The following is a 19742-nucleotide window of genomic DNA, read 5'->3' on the forward strand; positions in this document are numbered from 1 at the left end:
CCCGTGCTTCCAGTTGGCTGGCTTCGCTTCGCTGCGCGGCTTTTGCCCGACGACATTGGCCAGGTGATGCCAAAGGTGCCAAAGGTCGAGTCTAAGGGGCGCGTGTGGTCCGGTGAGCCCGTGGGGCGCGGCTTCAGGCCTGGGTGAGGAAGGCCGGGGCGCTCACGGGCAGGGTAAATCGGAACTGGGCGCCGCCGCGGGGGGCGCGTCCCACCGTGATCGTCCCGCCGTGGGCCTCGATGATGCCCTTGACGATGTACAGACCCAGGCCCGTGCCGCCGCGCTTGCTGCCCCGCCAGAAGCGGGTGAAGACGCGGGCCATCGACTCCTCGGGGATGCCGGGGCCCTCATCGCTCACGGTGACCGCCGTCCCCTCCGCACGGGCCTTCATCACTGCTGGTGCCACCTCTATGGTGACCGTTCCCTCGCCGTGGCGCACCGCGTTTTCCAGGAGGTTGCCCAGCACCTGGTCGATCTTGTCCGGATCCGCCCAGAGCGCGGGCAGCGGCTCCTTCGCGACATGGACCACGAAGCGGTCCTCGCTCTGCCCGGCGCGCACGTGCGCCTGGACGTGGCGGTGCACGGCGGCGGCGATGTCCAGGGGCTGCCGGCGCACCTCCAGGCGGCCGGAGTCGATGCGGGAGATGTCCAGCAGCTCGGCGATCAGCCGGGTGACCCGGTCGGCGTCGGCGTCGACGGTCTCCAGCATCAGCCGCTTCTGGTCGTCGGTGAACCGCTCCCACTTGCCCAGCAGCGTCGCGGTGAAGCCCTTGACGGAGGTCAGCGGGGAGCGCAGCTCATGGGCGACGGTGGCGATCAGCTCGGCGTGGCTGCGCTCGGTGCGCCGGCGCGCCTCGGTGCCGCGCAGCTGGACCACGACGCGCGTCACGGGGCCGCCCGGCCGCTCCCGTACGTAGCGGGCGCAGACCAGCACCTGGCGGCCGCCGGGCAGCAGCAGATTGCGCTCGGGCTGCCCGGTGCGGGTGGCGAGGCCTCCGTAGGGGTCGGTCAGCGCCCACCAGCGGCGGCCGTCGAGGTCCTCCAGGGGCAGCGCGCTCTCCAGGGGCCTGCCCACGGCGTCGCCCGCGCGGACGCCCGTGATGCGGGCGGCGGCGGAGTTGAAGCAGGTCACACGGCCGGCGGCATCGGCGACGACCAGGCCGTCGGGCAGGTCGTCGGGGTGCAGGCCGAAGCCCGCGGGGGACGCCGCCGGGCAGGTGCCGGCCACGCTCCCGGAAGTTCTGACGTACCTCATCCGCACCCCCTCCCGAGCCCCCGGAGCGCCACCCTACTAGCTGGAGGTCACGGAGCGGCACCCTCCGGACGCGCGCTGCGCACGGGCGGAGGCGTACAGGCACACGGCGGCGGCCGTGGCGAGGTTGAGCGACTCGGCCTTGCCGTGGATGGGCACGCGCACCACGGCGTCGGCGAGCGCCCGGGTCTCCTCCGGCAGGCCCCAGGCCTCGTTGCCGAAGACCCAGGCGGTGGCCCCGCCCATGGTGCCCCGGTCCAGCTCGGCGTCCAGGTCGCGGTCGCCCGCGCCGTCGGCGGCCAGGATCCGTACGCCCGCGGCCCGCAGCCCCTGCACGGCCAGCTCCACCGGAACGCCCACGGCCACCGGCAGGTGGAAGAGCGAGCCGACGGAGGCCCGCACGGACTTGGGGTTGTAGAGGTCGACCGAGGCGTCGGTGAGCACGACGGCGTCCGCGCCCGCGGCGTCCGCGCAGCGCAGCACGGTGCCGGCGTTCCCGGGGTCGCGCACATGCGCCAGGACGGCGACGAGCCGGGGGCGGGCGGCCAGGATCTCCTCGAAGGACGAGTCGAGGAAGCGGCAGACGCCGACGAGGCCCTGCGGGGTCACGGTCTGCGACAGGTCGGCGATCACATCGTCGGCGGCGAGGTGACAGCGCACCCCGGCGTCCTGGGCGGCGCCGATGATCTCGGCGTGCCGCTCGGCGGCCTCGACGGTCGCGAAGAGCTCGATCAGCGTCGGCTCGCCGCCGCTGCGGTGCTCGATCGCCTCGCGCACGGCCTGGGGGCCCTCGGCGATGAACCGGCGCTCCTTCACCCGGAAACTACGCTTGGCCAGCCGCCGTGCGGCGATGACGCGGGGGGAACGCGGGGAGATCAGCTCGGGGGTGCCCATGGGCGGCGGCTCACTTCACTGGGTGGGGTCGTACGGCCTCGCGGACTGCGCGGCGAGCGGCAAGCGGCGTCAAGCGGCAAAAGGCAGCGGACCCGCAGGCCGCGGGGGCCTGCGGGTCCGCTTCAACGCCTGGTGGCGCCTGGATCAGGCGGCAGCCTTCGGCGCGTTGACGTCGGCCGGCAGCGCCTTCTGGGCAACCTCGACGAGCGCGGCGAACGCGTTCATGTCGTTGACCGCGAGCTCGGCCAGGATCTTGCGGTCCACCTCGATGTTGGCGGCCTTCAGACCCTGGATGAGGCGGTTGTAGGTCATGCCGTTCTGGCGGGCAGCGGCGTTGATGCGCTGGATCCACAGCTGACGGAAGTCGCCCTTGCGCTTCTTGCGGTCGTTGTAGTTGTAGACCAGGGAGTGGGTGACCTGCTCCTTGGCCTTGCGGTACAGACGCGACCGCTGGCCGCGGTAACCGCTGGCCGCCTCGAGGATCGCCCGACGCTTCTTGTGCGCGTTGACTGCGCGCTTGACGCGTGCCACTTGTTAACTCCTTGTAGCGGGGCCGTGGTGGGTTCTCACACGGCCCGAATTCGATTGGGTCCCGGTGCGGGCGTTCGGCGCGGAGGCGCCGGACGTCACTTGCCGAGAAGCTTCTTGATCTTCGCGGCGTCGCCCGGGGCCATCTCGGCGTTGCCGGTGAGGCGACGCGTCAGGCGGGACGACTTGTGCTCGAGCAGGTGGCGCTTGCCGGCGCGCTCACGGAGCACCTTGCCGGAGCCGGTCACCTTGAAGCGCTTCTTGGCACCGCTGTGCGTCTTGTTCTTCGGCATAGCGCCGTTCTCTCCTCGTCGGTGGCACTCCCGGCCCGTTTCAGGGCGCATGGGAGCGTCAACTGTTGGTTGCTGTTCCGGGGCGGGGACGCCCCGGAGTGAGCGCCGGGGCCGCTGCGGGCCCCGGGATCACGCCTCTGCGGGCTCCTCAGCGGCGTCCGCGGTGGATCCACCCTGGCGCTCCGCCTTGCGGGCGGCCTGCGCCTCGCGGGCTTCGGCCATCGCCTCGGTCTTCTTCTTGTGCGGACCGAGGACCATGATCATGTTGCGGCCGTCCTGCTTGGGGTTCGACTCGACGAAACCCAGGTCCTGGACGTCTTCCGCGAGGCGCTGCAGCAGTCGGTAGCCCAGCTCGGGCCGGGACTGCTCGCGACCACGGAACATGATCGTGATCTTGACCTTGTCGCCCTGCTTGAGGAACCGGACGACGTGACCCTTCTTGGTGTCGTAGTCGTGCGGGTCGATCTTCGGCCGGAGCTTCATCTCCTTGATGACCGTGTGCGCCTGGTTCTTGCGCGCCTCACGGGCCTTCATGGCCGACTCGTACTTGAACTTCCCGTAGTCCATGAGCTTGCAGACCGGCGGACGGGCGTTCGCCGCGACCTCGACCAGGTCGAGGTCATACTCCTGCGCAAGCTCCAGTGCCTTGGCAAGCGGCACGATGCCGACCTGCTCGCCACTGGGACCGACAAGTCGCACCTCGGGGACTCGGATCCGGTCGTTGATGCGGGGCTCGGCGCTGATGGGGCCTCCTCGGTAGCACCACACGGCCGCCTGGCGGACAGCCGCGTAACGTCTTTTCGGTGTGACCGCCGCGTCGCGCGAGACGCAAAAAACGCCCCGGACGGGTCACAGGCAGGGCTCCTCACACTCAGGGAGCACCGCCGCGGTGAGCCGCGAGGCGCGATAGACAGCTCCCCATCGTCCGTACGGAACGATGGGCCACCTGTCTGACCCGAGACCTGCCGACCAGGGGTCGGTCAGGTGGGAGATCGGAGCCTCCACTTGTGGGCCGGGCACACGGGTGTCCGGCCGGTCGTGGTCCAGCATACCAGCGAGCCGGTCAGGTCCCCACCCGAGCGCGCCGGGGCCCTGCCCCTAGGCTGGTGCGCACCGCCGCGGAACGAAGAACGTGAAGAACGGAAGAGCAACGATGAGCGACGCCACCCCCGAGGCCACCCCCGACAACGAGGGCGCACCGGACTTCGACAGCATGACGCGCGACATCGCGGACGTCCCCGCGGTCGAGGTGATCACCACCGTCGCCGTGCACCTGATGAGCGCCGCGGCGGTCAACCTGGGCCTCGCCGAGGAGGGCGAGAAGCACAAGGACCTGGACGAGGCGAGGAAGCTGATCCACGCCCTGGCCGGCCTGGTCACCGCGAGCGCCACCGAGATCAGCAACTTCCACGCCGCGCCGCTGCGCGACGGCCTGAAGTCGCTGCAGCTGGCCTTCCGCGAGGCGTCCGTGGTGCCGGACGAGCCCGGCAAGGGGCCCGGCGAGAAGTTCACCGGGCCCGTCTACTCCTGACGACCGCCTGCTCCTGACGGCCGCGTCCTGCTGACGGCCGCGTCCTCCTGACGGCCGCGTCCTCCTGACGGCCGGCGCGGCCGGCCCCGCCGGGCTCAGGCCGGGCCGGTCCCCGCGCCGCCCTCCGGGCCCCGCTCGTCCGCCGTGCCGCCGGGGCCGCCCCGCGGGCCGGCCGCCGGCCGCGCGGCCAGCCGCTCGGGGGCCGCGATGTCGTCCGCGACGATGGCCGGCGAGTGCAGGGGGTGGGTGACCCGGTGCGCGCAGGCGGCGAGTGCGGCGCCGATCAGCGGGGCGATGATGAACAGCCACAGCTGGGACAGCGCCCCGCCGCCCGCGAAGAGCGCCGGGCCGATGCTGCGGGCCGGGTTCACGGACGTGCCGGTCAGCGGCACGCCGATGAGGTGGACGACGGCCAGGGCCACGCCGATCGCCAGCCCGTCGAAGCCGACCACGGCGACCCGGTGCGTCACCGAGAGCACCACGAAGACCAGCAGGAAGGTCATCACGACCTCCGCCAGGAACGCGCCGCCGGTGTTGAGGTGCACGGCCGACCGTTCGGCGAAGCCGTTGCTGCCGAAGGCGCCGTGGGTCTTGAGCCCCGGCACCTGCTTGGCCAGCAGGAAGAGGATCGCCGAGCCGACGATCGCGCCGAGCACCTGGGCGATCCAGTACTCGATGGCCGTGTGCAGCGAGATCCGGCGCTCGAGCAGCAGCCCCAGCGTCACCGCCGGGTTGACGTGGCAGCCGGAGACCGGTCCGAGGGCGTACGCGAGGGCCAGAAGAGTGAAGCCGAAGGCCAGCGCGATGCCCAGCACACCGATGTAGTCGGCGGCCAGGACGACACAGCCGACGGCGAAGAAGACCAGCAGCAGGGTCCCGAGGAACTCGGCGGAAATGGCCCTCGTCTTCACCGGGTCGAGGTTCTCCCACGCCGGCTTCACGTTCTTCAGGGCGTCCATGGCGTCCTCCCGAGGATCTCGTGGACCGTCCGTACGCAATTGTCGGACGGTCTCTCCCCCGGCGCCTCTCGGAGATCAGCGGCTGAAGAGCGCCTCCGCGCCCGCCGGCACCGTCGCCCCGGCCGGCAGCAGGGCCACCTCCAGGCCCTTCACGAGCCGGGCCCGCAGCACCTCGTCGGCCGCCAGCGCCCGGGCCAGCCGCCCCACGACCTCGCCGGCCGCCGCCTGCGGCGCCAGCGTCAGCACCAGGGTGCCGTCCGCCTCCGGGGCCGGGGCCAGGTGCGCCCGCAGCACGCCCGGCTCGGCCGCCAGCACGCCGCGCAGCGCGTCCGCGACGGCCGGGTCGGCCAGCGGGTCGGCGCTGGTGCGCCCCTCGGCCAGCGCGAGCAGCGCGGGGCCGGTCAGCGGGTACGTCACCGGTCCGGCCAGGTCGAGCACGATGGTGTCCGCCTTCTCGTGCGCCGCCGCCTGCAGCGCCTGGTGCAGCGGTACGGCCACGGGCCGGGCGTCCGCGCGCCAGCGGGCCAGCGACTCCGTCGAGGTGAACGCGGGCAGCGCCCGCCGCCCGTCCGGCGCCTGCAGCGTCGGCACGGCCATGTCGCTGGTCTTCTCGCGCCGGAGCCCGTCGGGCCCGGTCTCCACCTCGCCGAGCACCGCCACGACGGGGACGAGCAGTCGTGCTCCCGGCAGCGCCGCGAGCACCCGCCCCTCGGCGGACCGGTCGGCCGCCCAGGCGGCGAGCGCCTCGGTCAGCGCCGGGTCGGCGGAGCCGTCGTCGTCGGAGAAACCGGGATCGGGGATGTTCTTCAGGGCCACGGGGCGAGCCTATCGGGCGGTGCCGGCGGCCTTCGCGGGGCGTCGGGGACCGGGGGCCGGCCCGGGTCCGGGTGCGGGCCGGGGACCGGCTCCCGGCGCGGCCGCGGACGGGCTCAGGCCGCCCCGCGCGGGCGCCGCCGGCGCAGGACCGCCGCCACGGCGAGCAGCACCGCTCCCGCGCCGCCCGCGGCCAGGGCCGGCGTCGGCGGCGCGTCGCCGGCGCCGTCCCGGCGGGCGGGGCCCGGGCCTCCGCCGAAGTAGCGCGGGGCCTCCGCCGCCCCGCCGCGTGTGGAGAGCGTGCCCCGGCCGGCGGCGGCCACCGCCGCCGCCGCGTCCACCAGCCCGGCCCCCAGGTCGTCGCTGCGCCCGCCGGGCGGAGCGTCCTGCGCCGTGCGCACCAGCAACGCGCGGATCTCGGCCGGGCTCAGGCCGGGGCCGGCCGCCCGGACCAGGGCGACGGCGCCGGAGACGAACGCGGCGGCCGCGCTCGTCCCCCACCCCTCGTAGTAGCGCCGGTCGGGGTCGGCGATCACGACGTCGACGCCCGGCCCGCTGACGGTGGCGTACCACCGCCGGGTGGAGAACGCGGCCCGCGCCCCGTAGCGGTCCACGGCCGTCACGGCGATCACGCCGGGGTAGGCGGCGGGGTAGGAGACGTGGTCGCCGCTCTCGCCGCCGTTGCCGGCCGACGCGACGACGACGGCGCCCTTGCCGATCGCGTACTGCACCGCGGCGTCCTCGCGCGGCTCGGGGTGCGCGGTGTCGCTGTCGTCCCCGAGGGAGAGGTTGATGACGTCGGCGCCGTGGTCGGCGGCCCACCGGATGCCGTCGGCGAGGGCGCTGCCGCGCGCCCCGCGGGCCTTGGGCCGGGCGGGGTCGGCGTCCTCGAGGATCACGCGCACGGGCAGGATCCTGGCCTCGGGTGCCACGCCCATGACGCCGCCGGCGTCGTACGGGCCGTGGCCCCGGCCGGCGATGATGCCGGCCATGGCGGTCCCGTGCCGGGCCCAGGAGCGCTCCCCCGGCGCCGCGCCGAACCCGATCAGGTCCTTGCCCGGCAGCACCCGGCCGCGCAGGTCCGGGTGCCCGTCGTCGACGCCGGTGTCGAGCACGGCGACGGTCACGCCCGCGCCCTTGGTCGTCCGCCACGCGTCCTCGGCGTGCAACGCCTGAAGCGCCCACTCCTGTGCCCTTATGGCGTCGGCGTGCGCGGGCGGCGCGGCCACCAGCGCGAGGGCGAGGGCGGCGGCGAGCGGGGCGAGGACGCGCGGGCGGCGCCGCCGGATCGTCATCGGCCGCTCCCGGAGCCCGGCTTGTGCGCGTTCCGGCGGAATACGCGCTCCACTGCCTCCTCGAGGGCGGTCGCGTCGTGACCGAGGCCCGCCTGGGCCGGCGCGGTGGTCGCGCCGGGGGCGACTGCCCGGGCGGCGGGCTGGGGCGGGGTGCCGGTGCGGCCGTCGGCGAAGCCGGTGACGGAGTAGACGACGGCGGGGACGTCCGTCAGGACGCTGATGCGCCAGCTGGCGCGCTGGGCGTCGCCGAACCGCTCGGCGACGGTGCCCCGGGGGGCGTACGGGCGGGGCATCAGGCCGGCGCGCTCGTCGAGGCGTTCGGCGGCGAACCGCTCGCGCAGCTCCCGCATGCCGGAGGTGCCGGTGTCCGTGACCATCAGGCCGACCGTGGTCACGCTGGAGGAGGTGACGTCGGCGTAGGTGGCGCGCAGCAGGCGCCGGCAGCCCACGGGGGCGAGGGCCTCGGCCAGCGGGGGGTCGAAGGCGCCCCGGCAGTCGCCGTCGGGGGCGACGCCGACGCGGGTCCAGTCGCGCCGAGCCCCGCCGGGGCCCGCCGCGTCGCCGTGCACGCTGCGGGGGAAGAGCTCGTCGACGGGTACGGTGCGCCAGACGGTGGCGCCGCGCTCGTACGCCGCGCGGTCGGCGGGCGGCTCGGGCCGGCCGCCCGTGAGCCAACTTCCGGCGGCGGCCCCGGCTATGAGCCCCAGTCCGGCGAACAGGCATACGGCGGCGGCCGCGCTCCTGCGGGCGGCGGGCCGTGCGCCGGCGGCCGGGGGCGGCCCCGGAGGCGGCGGCGGGTACAGCGGAGCGGCAGGCGGCACGAGGGCATCCGCTTCGGTGCTCACGTGCGCTCCCCCTCGCGGGCCCGGCTCGCCGAACCGCCCCATGTCGGACATCGGCCGCGGCCCGAAGGGCCCGGCGTGCGCGCCACTTTACGGTGCGTGGCACGGCGGGTGCCATTCGCCCGCGCCCTCCCCCTATCCAGCGCGATTCGCCTTCTGGCAAGCTGCGCGCCATGCCGTCGGACCGAGTGCGCTACGACCGTGCCACCGCCCACCTCGAGGCTCCGCTGGCGGTGGTCGACCTCCGGGCGTTCGACGCCAACGCCGCCGATCTGGTGCGGCGGGCGCGGGGCAAGCCGGTGCGGGTGGCGAGCAAGTCGGTGCGCTGCCGGGCACTGTTGGACCGGGTGCTGGCGCGGGAGGGCTTCGCGGGCGTGATGAGCCATACGCTCGCCGAGTCGCTGTGGCTGGCGCGCTCGGGTGTGGCGGACGTGCTGCTGGCCTATCCCTCGGCCGACCGCGCGGGGTTCGCCGAGCTGACGTCGGACGCCGAGCTGGCGGGCGCGGTCACGGTGACGGTGGACGACCCGGCCCAGCTGGCGCTGATCGACGCCGCCCGGCAGGGGCGCGAAGAGGTACGGGTGTGCCTGGAGTTGGACGTCTCGCTGCGGCTGCTCGGCGGGCGGGTACGGATCGGGGCGTTACGGTCACCAGTGAGCGATCCGGGCAGACTGGCCGAGCTGGCCCGGGCCGTCCATCGCAGACCGGGCTTCCGACTGGTGGGTTTGATGGCCTATGAGGCCCATGTGGCGGGCGTGGGTGACAGCCCGGCGGGCCGTCCGCTGCGCGCCCGTGCGGTCCGCCTGATGCAGTCCGCCGCCCGCACCCACCTGCGGGCGCTGCGGGACGAGGCCGTGCGGGCGGTGCGGGAGGTGGCGGACCTGGAGTTCGTCAACGGCGGCGGCACCGGCAGCGTGCACGACACCGCCTCCGAGCCGGCGGTGACGGAGGTCGCGGCGGGCTCGGGCCTGTACGCGCCCCGCCTGTTCGACGACTACAGCGCGTTCCGGGCCCGCCCGGCGGCGCTGTTCGCGCTGCCCGTGGTGCGTCGGCCGGGAGTGGGCGTGGTGACCGTGCTGGGTGGTGGCTACCCCGCGTCCGGCACGGCCGGAGCGGACCGGCTGCCGGTGCCGTATCTCCCGGCGGGGCTGCGGCTCGCGCCCCGGGAGGGCGCCGGCGAGGTGCAGACGCCCCTGCTGGGCCAGGCGGCGGACGACCTGCTGATCGGCGACAGGGTGTGGTTCCGGCACGCGAAGGCCGGCGAGCTGTGCGAGCGCTTCCCCGCGCTGCACCTCGTCGATGGCGACCGCGTCGTCGACACGGTCGCCACCTACCGGGGCGAGGGGCGGACGTTCCTGTGAGCGCTCGGCTCAGAACGCCTTGTCCACCTGGTCCGCGATGACGGAGCCGTCGGCGCGCCGGACGGGCACCTTCGAGCCGTCCTCGGCCGTGGCGCCGGTCGTCGAGCAGGGGTAGGCGCCGGACTTGCGCGGCATCGGGTCGATGAACATCGGGTTGGCCACCCAGCGGCCGTCCACGTCGTCGTAGGCCCGGCACATCAGCTCGGACTTGTTGCGGTTGATGGCGACGTGGGCGCCGGTGGCGTCGTTGACGAAGGTCACGTCGGTGTCGGCGTCGCCCGCGCCGAGGGCGATGCGGTGGGAGAAGTCCTGCTGCTTCCAGGCCTTGGCACCCTTGATCTTGAAGATCTCCTGGTTGATCATGCAGCGCTTGCCGTCCATGTACGGCAGGGCGTCACCGCGGCCGGTCTCGACGCCGCCGCAGCCCTTGAGGGCGGGGGTGAGGAGGCCGCGCTTGGTGATGCTGCGGATGCCGATGGTGTGCTTGCGGTCCAGGCCGACGCCGCTGGACCAGGCCTCGGCGATCGGCTCGGAGGAGGCGGAGACGATGTAGACGTCGAAGCCGGCCGCCTTGAGCGTGCGGATCAGGTCCTTCTGCTGGTCGTAGTAGCGGATGTACCCGGCGATCGTGTGGGTGCCGACGGTCTGCTTGGCGCCGACGGGCGCGGCGAGCTGCTCGGCGCGGGCCTGGCGGGCGAAGGAGGTCAGGGCGGCGGGGGTGTGTCCGGAGAACAGCTGCGGGATCCAGCCGTAGGCGGGCACCGTGCGCCGGTGGTTCCAGTCGCCGGCGAAGGCCGTCTCGCCGGACATGGTCTGCGACTTCTCGCGTATCTCGAAGATCTCGTCGGCGCAGGCGGTGTTCTTCGAGGTGGGCAGCGGCCGGCCGACGGGCACGGCGGTGCCGCAGGCCTTGGTCAGGGCCTTGTCGGCGGCGGTGGTGAGCCAGGCGCTGGTGTCCTTCCAGCTCCTGGGCCGCAGGATCTTGTCGTGCTTGAGGGCCCAGGCGAGCGTGGCGTCGGTGATGTCGTTCTTGACGACGGTGTTGTCCCAGTCGAACGCGGCGACCGGGCGCGGGCCGTTCTTGCCGGAACAGGTGCCGCGCTCGTCGATCATCTTCTGGAGCCTGGCGCGGTTGTCGCCGGCCCACGGGAGCTTGGTGTCGAGCTGGGGGCAGTTGCGGCGGGGGGCCTCGTGGGCGGGGGCGGCGGTGGCCGGGACCGACGCGGCGAGGGCCGCGGCGGCGGCGAGGCCGACGACGATGGCGGACTTGGTGCGCATGTGCTCTCTTTTGGTGCGTGAGGAGGGCAGGGCTCGCGGCGGGACCGGCGCCGGAGCGTACGCCGTGGGCCGGTCCCGGCACTTGATCATGGACCCTACAGCGGGGTGACGTAGGCGCCCGCGATGCCACCGTCGACGAGGAACTCGGCGGCGTTGACGAAGGAGGAGTCGTCGCTGGCGAGGAAGGCGACGGCGGCCGCGATCTCCTCGGGCTCGGCGAAGCGGCCGACGGGCACGTGCACCAGGCGGCGGGCGGCGCGCTCGGGGTCCTTGGCGAAGAGCTCCTTCAGCAGCGGGGTGTTCACCGGCCCCGGGCACAGCGCGTTGACGCGGATGCCCTCGCGGGCGAACTGCACGCCCAGCTCGCGGGACATCGCCAGCACGCCGCCCTTGGAGGCGGTGTAGCTGATCTGGGAGGTGGCGGCGCCCATCACGGCGACGAAGGAGGCGGTGTTGATGATGGAGCCCTTGCCCTGCCGCTGCATGTACGGCAGCGCGGCCTTGCAGCAGAGGTAGACGGAGGTGAGGTTGACCTCCTGGACGCGCTTCCAGGCCTCGAGGCCGGTGGTGAGGATGGAGTCGTCGTCGGGCGGCGAGATGCCGGCGTTGTTGAAGGCGATGTCGACCGAGCCGTAGGTGTCGTGGGCGGTCCTGAAGAGCGCCTCGACCTCCTCGGGGCTGGTGACGTCGACCTTGACGAACAGGCCGCCGGTCTCGGCCGCGGCGGCCTTGCCCGCGCTCTCGTCGATGTCGGCGCAGACGACGTTCGCGCCCTCGGAGGCCAGCCGGCGGGCGGTGGCCAGGCCGATGCCGCTGCCGGCTCCGGTGACGACGGCGGTGCGGCCGACGAGGCGGCGGCAGACGGGGCTCTGGTCGGTCACTTGGACTCCTCCACGGGGTCGATGGCGATGAAGACGTTCTTGGTCTCGGTGAAGGCGGACACCGCGCCGGGGCCGAGCTCCCGGCCGAGGCCGGACTGTTTGAAGCCGCCGAACGGCGTCCAGTAGCGGACGCTGGAGTGGGAGTTGACGGAGAGGTTGCCGGCGGCGACGGCCCGGGAGACCCGCAGGGCGCGGGAGACGTCGCGGGTCCACACGGAGCCGGCCAGGCCGTAGTCGGTGGCGTTGGCGATCCGTACCGCCTCCGCCTCGTCCTCGAAGGGGATGACGACGGCCACGGGGCCGAAGATCTCCTCGACGGCGGTACGGTCCTCCGGCCGGCCCTCGAGCACGGTGGCGGGGTACCAGAACCCCTTGCCCGCCGGGACCTCGCCGCGGATGGCGGCGGGGGCGGACTCGGGGACGTAGGAGCGCACGCGCTCGCGGTGGGCGGCGGAGATCAGCGGGCCCATTTGGGTCGCCGGGTCGGTGGGGTCGCCGACGACGAAGGACTTCACGGCCGGTTCCAGGAGCTCCATGAAGCGGTCGTAGACCGGGCGCTGGACGAGGATGCGGCTGCGGGCGCAGCAGTCCTGGCCGGTGTTGTCGAGGAAGGAGCCGGGGGCGGCCGCGGCGGCGCGCTCGACGTCGGCGTCGGCGAAGACGATGTTGGGGCTCTTGCCGCCGAGTTCGAGGGTCACGCGCTTCACGTCCGCCGCGCACTTGGCCATGATCTGTTTGCCGACGGCGGTGGAGCCGGTGAAGACGACCTTGGCGACGCCCGGGTGCCCGACGAGTGCGTCGCCCGCCACCGGCCCGGCGCCCGGCAGCACCTGGAAGAGGTCCTCGGGCAGCCCGGCCTCCAGGGCCAGGCCGGCCAGCCGCAGGGCGGTCAGCGGGGTGGTCTCGGCGGGCTTGAGAAGCACGGCGTTGCCCGCGGCGAGCGCGGGGGCGAAGCCCCAGGCGGCGATGGGCATCGGGAAGTTCCACGGGGCGATGACGGCGACGACGCCGAGCGGTTCGTGGAAGGTGACGTCGAGGCCGCCGGGCACGGGGATCTGGGAGCCGTTGAGCCGCTCGACTCCCCCGGCCGCGTACTCCAGCAGGTCACGGGCGTTGCCCGCCTCCCAGCGGGCGTTGCCGACGGGGTGGCCGGCCTCGCGGACCTCCAGCTGGGCGAGCTCCTCGAGGTGGGTGTCGACGGCGTCGGCGAAGCGGCGCAGATGGCGGGCGCGGTCGCCGGGGGGCAGTGCCGCCCATGCCGTCTGGGCCTTCGCCGCGCGGGCGACGGCGGCGTCGACGTCCTCGCGGGTGGTGTCGGGGACGGTGGCGACGATCTCTTCGGTCGCCGGGTTGACGATGTCCAAGGCGGCTGTCCTTTACATCCGCTCGAAGGAGCGGAACCGCTCCCAGTCCGTGACGGCGGTGTCGTACGCCTCCTGCTCGACACGCGCCATGTTCAGGTAGTGCTCGACGACGTCGTCGCCGAAGGCCTCGCGGGCCATCGGGCTGTTCTCCCACAGCTGGGCGGCCTCGCGCAGGGTGGCGGGGACGTGTGCCGCGTCGCCCGTGTAGGCGTTGCCGGTACAGGCCTCGGGCAGCTCGAGCCGGTGCTCGACGCCGTAGAGCCCGGCGGCGACCATGCCGGCGACGGCGAGGTAGGGGTTGACGTCGCCGCCGGGCAGCCGGTTCTCGAAGCGGTGGGAGTGGCCGTGGCCGATGACCCGCAGGGAGCAGGTGCGGTTGTCGGGGCCCCAGGCGACGGCGGTGGGGGCGAAGGAGCCGGGCCGGAAGCGCTTGTAGGAGTTGATGTTGGGGGCGTAGAGGAGGGTGAAGTCGCGCAGCGCGGCGAGCTGTCCGGCGAGGAAGTGCCGCATCAGCGGGGACATGCCGTACGGGCCGGAGTCGTCGGCGAGCACGGGCCGCCCGGCCTCGTCGCGCAGCGAGAGGTGGATGTGGCAGGAGTTGCCCTCGCGCTCGTTGTACTTGGCCATGAAGGTGAGCGCCATGCCCTCCTGGGCGGCGATCTCCTTGGCGCCGGTCTTGTAGACGACGTGCTGGTCGCAGGTGGTCAGCGCCTCGTCGTAGCGGAAGGCGATCTCGTGCTGGCCGAGGTTGCACTCGCCCTTGGCGGACTCCACCGTCATGCCGGCGGCGCCCATCTCGTTGCGGATGCGGCGGAGCAGGGGTTCGACGCGGCCGGTGCCGAGGACGGAGTAGTCGCTGTTGTACTGGTTGGCGGGGGTCAGCTCGCGGTAGCCGCGGTTCCAGGCGGCTTCGTAGGTGTCCTTGAAGACGATGAACTCCAGCTCGGTGCCCGCGTAGGCGCTCCAGCCGTGCTCGGCGAGCCGGTCCAGCTGGCGGCGCAGGATCTGGCGCGGGGAGGCGACGACGGGGGTGCCGTCGTGCCAGGCCAGGTCGGCGGTCATCAGGGCGGTGCCGGGGTTCCAGGGCGTGCGGCGCAGGGTGGAGAGGTCGCCGCGCATGGCGAAGTCGCCGTAGCCGCGTTCCCAGGACGACATCGCGTAGCCGTCGACGGTGTTGAGGTCGACGTCCACCGCGAGAAGGTAGTTGCAGCCCTCGGTGCCGTGTTCGAGGACGTCGTCGAGGAAGAACCGGGCGGCGAACCGCTTTCCCTGGAGCCGTCCTTGCATGTCCGTGAAGGCGAGGACGACGGTGTCGATCTCCCCGGTGTCCACGAGCCGGCGCAGCTCGTCGACCGTGAGCGGGGGCGTGCGGTCTGCCACGGTGGGCCTCCTGTCGGTGCGGCCGGAGGTCTTAAGGTAGGGCCGTAGACCATTGATTGGGAAGGGGGGAATGATGACCGGGCACGAGATGGACGACCGGCTGGCGCCGGTACTGCGGCCCGTCCGGGCCGGCAACGGCTTCGAGGAGGCGTTGGAGCAGATCCTGCAGATCGTGCGGCTGGGACTGGTGCCCCAGGGCGAACGGCTGCCCGCCGAACGCGAACTGGCCGAGCGTCTGCACATCAGCCGGGTGACGCTGCGCGAGGTGCTGAAGGTGCTGCAGGACCAGGGGCTGGTGGAGAGCCGGCGCGGCCGCTACGGCGGGACGTTCGTGCTGGCCAGGACGCGCTCGGCGAGCGAGGAGGAGGTGCGGCGCCGGGTCGCGGCGGTGGACGTCGAGGACACCCTGCGCTTCCGCGAGGTGCTGGAGGTGGGCGCGGCCGGCCTGTGCGCGACCCATGGGCTGACCGGCGAGCAGACGCGGCGGCTGCGCGCCGCGCTGGCCGCCACCCACGACGCGCCGCTGGCCGACTACCGCCGCCTGGACACCCTGCTGCACCTGACGCTGGCCGAGCTGTCGGGGTCGGCGACGCTGGCCGCGCAGTACGCCGCCGTCCGCGCCACCGTCAACGACCTGCTGGACGGCATCCCGCTGCTCGTACGCAACCTCGAGCACTCGCAGCGGCAGCACACCGCGCTGGTGGAGGCGGTGCTGGACCGGGACGCGGACGGTGCGCGCGAGGTGATGCGCGAGCACTGCTGCGGCACCGCGGCGCTGCTGCGCGGCTTCCTGGCGTGACCGGCGCGGGAGAGGGGAAGTAACCCGGGTTTAACGCACAGGGGTTGCGTTGCGGCCGCCGCCGGGGCAAAGGTATGGCGCAAAACCTTTGCCCCCCGGCATTTCCAGGCAGGAGCGGCTCATGGCCGATCGCACGGACTCCCCCAGCGCACCGCCCCCCGCCGCCCCGCCCGGCGGCTCCCCCGGATCCACCGGCTACCTCGACCGGCGCACCCTGCGCCGGGGCAGCGCCGGACCCCTCCTGCTCACGGGCCTGGGCGTCGCCTACGTCGTCTCCGGCGACTTCTCCGGCTGGAACTTCGGCCTGGCCCAGGGCGGATTCGGCGGACTCGCCGTCGCCGCCGCCCTGATGGGCCTGATGTACACCTGTATGGTCTTCGCCCTGGCCGAGCTCGCCGCCATCCTCCCCACGGCGGGCGGCGGTTACGGCTTCGCACGCCGGGCCCTCGGCCCCTGGGGCGGCTTCCTGACCGGGACCGCCATCCTCATCGAGTACGTCCTGGCCCCCGCCGCCATCTCCCTCTTCATCGGCGACTACGTCGAATCCCTCCACCTGTTCGGCCTCACCTCCTCCTGGCCGGTCTATCTCGCCTGCTTCGCGCTCTTCATCGGCATCCACCTGTGGGGCGTCGGCGAGGCGCTGCGGTTCAGCTTCGTCGTCACGGGCGTGGCGGTGGCCGCCCTGGTCGTCTTCGCCGTGGGGGCCTTCACCGACTTCGACGCCGCCCGCCTCAACGACATCCCCGCCGACCCGCACGCCTTCGGGTCCTCGTCCTGGCTGCCGTTCGGGCTGCTGGGCATCTGGGCGGCGTTCCCCTTCGGCATGTGGTTCTTCCTCGGCGTCGAGGGCGTGCCGCTGGCCGCCGAGGAGACCCGCGACCCGGCGCGTACGCTGCCCAGGGCCATGGCCACCTCGATGGGCATCCTGCTGGTCCTGGCCCTGGTGACCTTCCTCGCCTCCACCGGGGCGGGCGGGGCCGACGCCATCAAGGACGCGGGCAATCCGCTGGTCGCCGCGCTGCAGCCGGACGGCCGGCCCACCACCCTCGGCCGGATCGTCAACTACGCGGGGCTGGCCGGCCTGGTGGCCTCCTTCTTCTCCCTCATCTACGCCGGCTCCCGTCAGCTCTTCGCCCTCTCCCGGGCCGGCTACCTCCCCCGCTTCCTCTCCCTCACCAGCCGGCGCAAGGCCCCCTGGCTGGGCCTGCTGGTACCGGGCACGCTCGGCTTCGCCCTGGCCGCCGCCAGCGGCGACGGGGCGCGGATGCTCAACGTCGCCGTGTTCGGCGCCACCATCTCGTACGCGCTGATGTCGCTCTCCCACATCGTGCTGCGCCGCCGTGAGCCGGGCCTGGCCCGGCCCTACCGCACGCCGGGCGGGACCGTGACCTCGACGGTGGCGTTCCTGCTGGCCTGCTCGGCACTGGTGGCCACGTTCCTGGTGGACGTGACGGCGGCCCTGATCGCGCTCGGCGTGTACGCCGTCGCCGCGGCGTACTTCGCCCTCTACAGCCGGCACCGCCTGGTGGCGAGCGCACCCGAGGAGGAGTTCGCGGCGCTGGCCCGGGCGGAAGCGGAACTGGCCCGCGATTGACGCGCGGGCGCGACAGGCAGGAAAGGACCATGGAATTGAACGTTCAGTCACAGCCGCCCCGGTCACGGTCCGACGGGACACCCTTGATCGGCGTCACCACCTACCTCACCCGGGCCCGCTGGGGGGTGGCGTGGGACCTGCCCGCGGCCCTGCTCCCGGCCGCCTACCCCGAGTACGTCCAGCGCTCCGGCGGCCTGGCGGTGATGCTGCCGCCGGACGACCCGGCGGCCGCCGCCTCCGTGATCGGCCGGCTGGACGGCCTGGTGCTCGCCGGCGGCGAGGACCTGGACCCGGCCCTGTACGGCGAGGAGCCCCACCCGCGCACCGGCGCGGCCGTCCCCGAACGCGACCGCTGGGAGCTGGCCCTGCTGGCCGCCGCGCTGGACCAGGGCGTTCCGGTGCTGGGCGTGTGCCGCGGCATGCAGCTGATGAACGTCCACGCGGGCGGCACGCTGCTGCAGCACCTCCCGGACGAGGTGGGCCACGACGCCCACAACCCCCGGGCGGGCGTCTTCACCGGCCACCTCGTCAAGCCGGTCCCGGGCACGCTGACCGCCCGGTTGCTGCCCGACGCCCTCGACGTGGCCACCCACCACCACCAGGCGGTGGCCCGGCTGGGCGACGGGCTGACGGCCACGGCCCACGCGGAGGACGGCACGGTGGAGGCCCTCGAGTACCCGGGCGACCGCTTCGCCCTGGGCGTCCAGTGGCACCCCGAGGCCCGGGACGACCTGCGCCTGGCCCAGGCGCTGGTGCGGGCGGCGGCCTCGCGCCGGTGACGCCCGCGGCGTTCAGTGGCAGATGTGCCGCCGCGCCCCGTCCCGGATCTCGGTGACCGGCGAGGAACACCCCCGGGGGCACGGGGGCGGGACGGCGGCGGCGTTGATCCTGCGCTCCGCCGGGTGCCCGCACGGCGAGCAGTACCAGCACGGGGGCCGCCCCGGCGTCAGGTCCCACCACAGGGGGTGGTGGCAGCGGTTGCACCGCACGAGAGGGGCACGGGGCGCGGGGTGAGGGTCGGCCGGCATGCCCGGCATCGTTCCCGGCCCGGCGCCCCGGCGTCCGGGCTTTGGGCGCGGTCCACCCGGGCGGGTGGGGCCGGGTGCCGTTCCCGTCCGGCGGTCACGCCGGGGTGTCCGGCCCCTCCGGCCCCTTGCCGCGACGCCGCCGGGTGAGGAGATAGGTGGCCGTCGCCGCGAGGGCGGCGGCCAGGGCCGCCGTGCCGGCGATGACGGCGGCGAGCTCGCCCAGGGTGACGCCCCCGTCCTCCTCCTCGTCCTCGTCCGGCGCCGTCTCGCTGGTCCTGTCGACGGCGGAGTCGTAGTCGGCGGGGCCGGCGCAGAACTCGCGGTTGCCCGGGTCCATCGCGGAGACGACCGTCAGCTCGACGGAGTCCGCCGGCTCGTCCTCGCCGCCGTCCCTGAGCTCCACGGGGTAGGTGCCGGGCTCGATGTCGCACAGCACCATGCCCGCGACCTTGGTGTAGAGCTCGCCGTTCTTGCCCTCCTGGAAACGTTTCGCCCGCAGCGTGAGCTTCTTGGCGAACGCCGGCGACTCGACGGTCAGATAGCCGTCGTGCTCGTCGAGCGTGGTCTGCCCGGTGGTCACGGTGAAGACCACCTCGCGGCCGCGCTGGGTGGGGGCACCGCTCGATATCGAGCTCTCGGAGTCGGACAGGGAGGGGTCCGCGGCGGCGCCGGGGGCGGCCGTGAGGACGAGGGCCGCCGCGGCCAGGGCCGCCAGCGAGGTCCGGGCAGGGTTCATGCGGCGAGAATACGAGAGCGGCCGTGGCGGACGGTCCGTCAGGTCACCTCCGGCCTCAGCCGGCGGCGGTCGCGGGGCCGCCCTCCTGCTCCACCTCCACCTGCTGGTTCCACTCGCGCTTGGAGGCCTGCCAGCCGTCCTCGTCGTGGCCGCGCCGCCAGTAGCCCGAGATGGACAGCCGCTCGCGCGGCACCTCGCGCTCCATGCGCAGGTGACGCCGCAGCTCCTTCACGAACCCGGCCTCGCCGTGCACGAAGGCCTGCACGTCCCCGGCCGGGAAGTCCAGCGAGCGCACGGCCGCGACCAGGGCCTCGCCCACCGGGGAGCCGCCGCGGTGCAGCCAGGTGACCTCCACGCCGGCGGGCAGCTCCAGCTTCTGCTCCTCGCTCTCGTCGGCGATCTCGACGAAGGCCCGCACGACCGCGCCCTCCGGCATCGCCTCGAGGGACGCGGCGATCGCGGGCAGCGCGCTCTCGTCGCCCGCCAGCAGGTGCCAGCCGGCGGCCGGGTCCGGGGCGTACGCGCCACCGGGGCCCAGCATGCGGATCTCGTCGCCCGGCCGCGCCGCCGCGGCCCACGGGCCGGCCAGGCCCTCGTCGCCGTGGACGACGAAGTCGATCACCAGCTCGCGGGCCGCGCGGTCGAAGGAGCGCACGGTGTACGTGCGCGTGCGCGGCCACTGGTCGCGCGGCAGGTCGCCGCGGATGACCTCCATGTCGAAGGGCTCCGGGTAGGCCACGCCCGGCACCGGGAAGAGCAGCTTGACGTAGTGGTCGGTGCACTCACCGGCGCCGAAGTCCGCGAGGGCCTCGCCGCCGAGGACCACCCGCACCATGTGCGGCGCGATCCGCTCGGTGCGGACCACGTGCGCCTGCGTGAGCTGCGGCTTCTTGCGGACGGGACGGTCTGCCATG

General features: G+C 73.9%; 20 protein-coding genes. 5 read left to right on the forward strand and 15 right to left on the reverse strand.

Translation table 11 applies throughout. The annotated features are described in order from the left end of the window. Nucleotides 1-133: 133 nt before the first annotated feature. From AB4K12_RS24720 to infC, 5 genes are all read right to left on the reverse strand, one after another. Nucleotides 134-1255 carry an ATP-binding protein gene (locus tag AB4K12_RS24720; RefSeq protein WP_368436254.1) on the reverse strand — a complete coding sequence of 374 codons (1122 nt, stop codon included), beginning with the start codon at nt 1253-1255 and terminating at the stop codon, nt 134-136. 36 nt (nt 1256-1291) lie between these two features. Continuing rightward, nucleotides 1292-2146: an RNA methyltransferase gene (locus AB4K12_RS24725; RefSeq protein ID WP_362260823.1), complete on the reverse strand. Its 855-nt coding sequence runs from the start codon at nt 2144-2146 to the stop codon at nt 1292-1294. Between the two features lie 144 nt (nt 2147-2290). Further along, a complete protein-coding gene (gene rplT, locus AB4K12_RS24730) occupies nt 2291-2677 on the reverse strand; it encodes a 50S ribosomal protein L20 (RefSeq protein ID WP_071964710.1) in 387 nt (128 codons plus the stop codon). 95 nt (nt 2678-2772) lie between these two features. Then, nucleotides 2773-2967: a 50S ribosomal protein L35 gene (gene rpmI, locus AB4K12_RS24735; protein ID WP_086568974.1), complete on the reverse strand. Its 195-nt coding sequence runs from the start codon at nt 2965-2967 to the stop codon at nt 2773-2775. Between the two features lie 129 nt (nt 2968-3096). Next, the gene (gene infC, locus AB4K12_RS24740) at nt 3097-3735 is read right to left on the reverse strand and encodes a translation initiation factor IF-3 (RefSeq protein ID WP_086568975.1); all 639 of its coding nucleotides are present in this window, start codon (nt 3733-3735) and stop codon (nt 3097-3099) included. 385 nt (nt 3736-4120) lie between these two features. Between infC and AB4K12_RS24745 the strand changes: the two genes are divergently transcribed. Then, a complete protein-coding gene (locus AB4K12_RS24745; protein WP_368436256.1) occupies nt 4121-4498 on the forward strand; it encodes a DUF1844 domain-containing protein in 378 nt (125 codons plus the stop codon). Between the two features lie 95 nt (nt 4499-4593). Here AB4K12_RS24745 and AB4K12_RS24750 read toward each other — a convergent pair whose 3' ends face one another. The 4 genes from AB4K12_RS24750 to AB4K12_RS24765 all read right to left on the reverse strand — a co-directional run bounded on the left by AB4K12_RS24750 (nt 4594) and on the right by AB4K12_RS24765 (nt 8410). Beyond that, complete coding sequence (locus AB4K12_RS24750; RefSeq protein ID WP_368436531.1) at nt 4594-5409, reverse strand: MIP family channel protein; 816 nt, start codon at nt 5407-5409, stop codon at nt 4594-4596. Between the two features lie 123 nt (nt 5410-5532). Then, nucleotides 5533-6273, reverse strand: coding sequence for an SseB family protein (locus AB4K12_RS24755; RefSeq protein ID WP_368436257.1), 741 nt, complete (start codon nt 6271-6273; stop codon nt 5533-5535). A gap of 113 nt (nt 6274-6386) precedes the next feature. After that, nucleotides 6387-7565, reverse strand: a complete 1179-nt coding sequence (mycP, locus tag AB4K12_RS24760; RefSeq protein ID WP_368436259.1) for a type VII secretion-associated serine protease mycosin — start codon at nt 7563-7565, stop codon at nt 6387-6389. Further along, a complete protein-coding gene (locus AB4K12_RS24765; RefSeq protein ID WP_368436261.1) occupies nt 7562-8410 on the reverse strand; it encodes a hypothetical protein in 849 nt (282 codons plus the stop codon). The genes mycP and AB4K12_RS24765 overlap by 4 nt, the downstream gene beginning before the upstream one ends. 161 nt (nt 8411-8571) lie before the next feature. On the opposite strand from AB4K12_RS24765, the gene AB4K12_RS24770 reads away from it, so the two are divergent. After that, nucleotides 8572-9768 (forward strand): alanine racemase, encoded by a 1197-nt coding sequence (locus AB4K12_RS24770; protein WP_368436533.1) that lies wholly within the window; start codon nt 8572-8574, stop codon nt 9766-9768. Nucleotides 9769-9777: 9 nt separating this feature from the next. On the opposite strand, the gene AB4K12_RS24775 is transcribed toward AB4K12_RS24770, so the two are convergent. The 4 genes from AB4K12_RS24775 to AB4K12_RS24790 form a co-directional block, all read right to left on the reverse strand. After that, nucleotides 9778-11046 (reverse strand): haloacid dehalogenase-like hydrolase, encoded by a 1269-nt coding sequence (locus tag AB4K12_RS24775; protein ID WP_368436262.1) that lies wholly within the window; start codon nt 11044-11046, stop codon nt 9778-9780. Between the two features lie 95 nt (nt 11047-11141). Continuing rightward, complete coding sequence (locus AB4K12_RS24780; protein WP_368436264.1) at nt 11142-11927, reverse strand: 3-oxoacyl-ACP reductase; 786 nt, start codon at nt 11925-11927, stop codon at nt 11142-11144. Then, nucleotides 11924-13291 carry an aldehyde dehydrogenase gene (locus AB4K12_RS24785; RefSeq protein WP_086573613.1) on the reverse strand — a complete coding sequence of 456 codons (1368 nt, stop codon included), beginning with the start codon at nt 13289-13291 and terminating at the stop codon, nt 11924-11926. The genes AB4K12_RS24780 and AB4K12_RS24785 overlap by 4 nt, the downstream gene beginning before the upstream one ends. Before the next feature lie 12 nt (nt 13292-13303). Next, nucleotides 13304-14671, reverse strand: a complete 1368-nt coding sequence (locus tag AB4K12_RS24790) for a glutamine synthetase family protein (protein ID WP_368436266.1) — start codon at nt 14669-14671, stop codon at nt 13304-13306. Between the two features lie 88 nt (nt 14672-14759). Here AB4K12_RS24790 and AB4K12_RS24795 point away from each other — a divergent pair, with 88 nt between their 5' ends. From AB4K12_RS24795 to AB4K12_RS24805, 3 genes are all read left to right on the forward strand, one after another. Then, nucleotides 14760-15470, forward strand: coding sequence for a FadR/GntR family transcriptional regulator (locus AB4K12_RS24795; protein WP_368436535.1), 711 nt, complete (start codon nt 14760-14762; stop codon nt 15468-15470). 121 nt (nt 15471-15591) lie between these two features. Continuing rightward, a complete protein-coding gene (gene eat, locus AB4K12_RS24800) occupies nt 15592-17064 on the forward strand; it encodes an ethanolamine permease (RefSeq protein ID WP_368436268.1) in 1473 nt (490 codons plus the stop codon). A gap of 29 nt (nt 17065-17093) precedes the next feature. Continuing rightward, entirely contained in the window at nt 17094-17843 is a 750-nt protein-coding gene (locus AB4K12_RS24805; protein ID WP_368436270.1) for a gamma-glutamyl-gamma-aminobutyrate hydrolase family protein, read from the forward strand. 343 nt (nt 17844-18186) lie between these two features. On the opposite strand, the gene AB4K12_RS24810 is transcribed toward AB4K12_RS24805, so the two are convergent. After that, nucleotides 18187-18828, reverse strand: a complete 642-nt coding sequence (locus AB4K12_RS24810) for a hypothetical protein (protein ID WP_368436272.1) — start codon at nt 18826-18828, stop codon at nt 18187-18189. A 55-nt stretch (nt 18829-18883) separates the two neighbouring features. Further along, nucleotides 18884-19741, reverse strand: coding sequence for a siderophore-interacting protein (locus tag AB4K12_RS24815; protein WP_368436273.1), 858 nt, complete (start codon nt 19739-19741; stop codon nt 18884-18886). Between the last annotated feature and the right edge of the window lies 1 nt (nt 19742).

The organism is Streptomyces sp. C36, from assembly GCF_040932295.1.
GTDB classification, from domain to species: Bacteria; Actinomycetota; Actinomycetes; order Streptomycetales; family Streptomycetaceae; genus Streptomyces; species Streptomyces triculaminicus.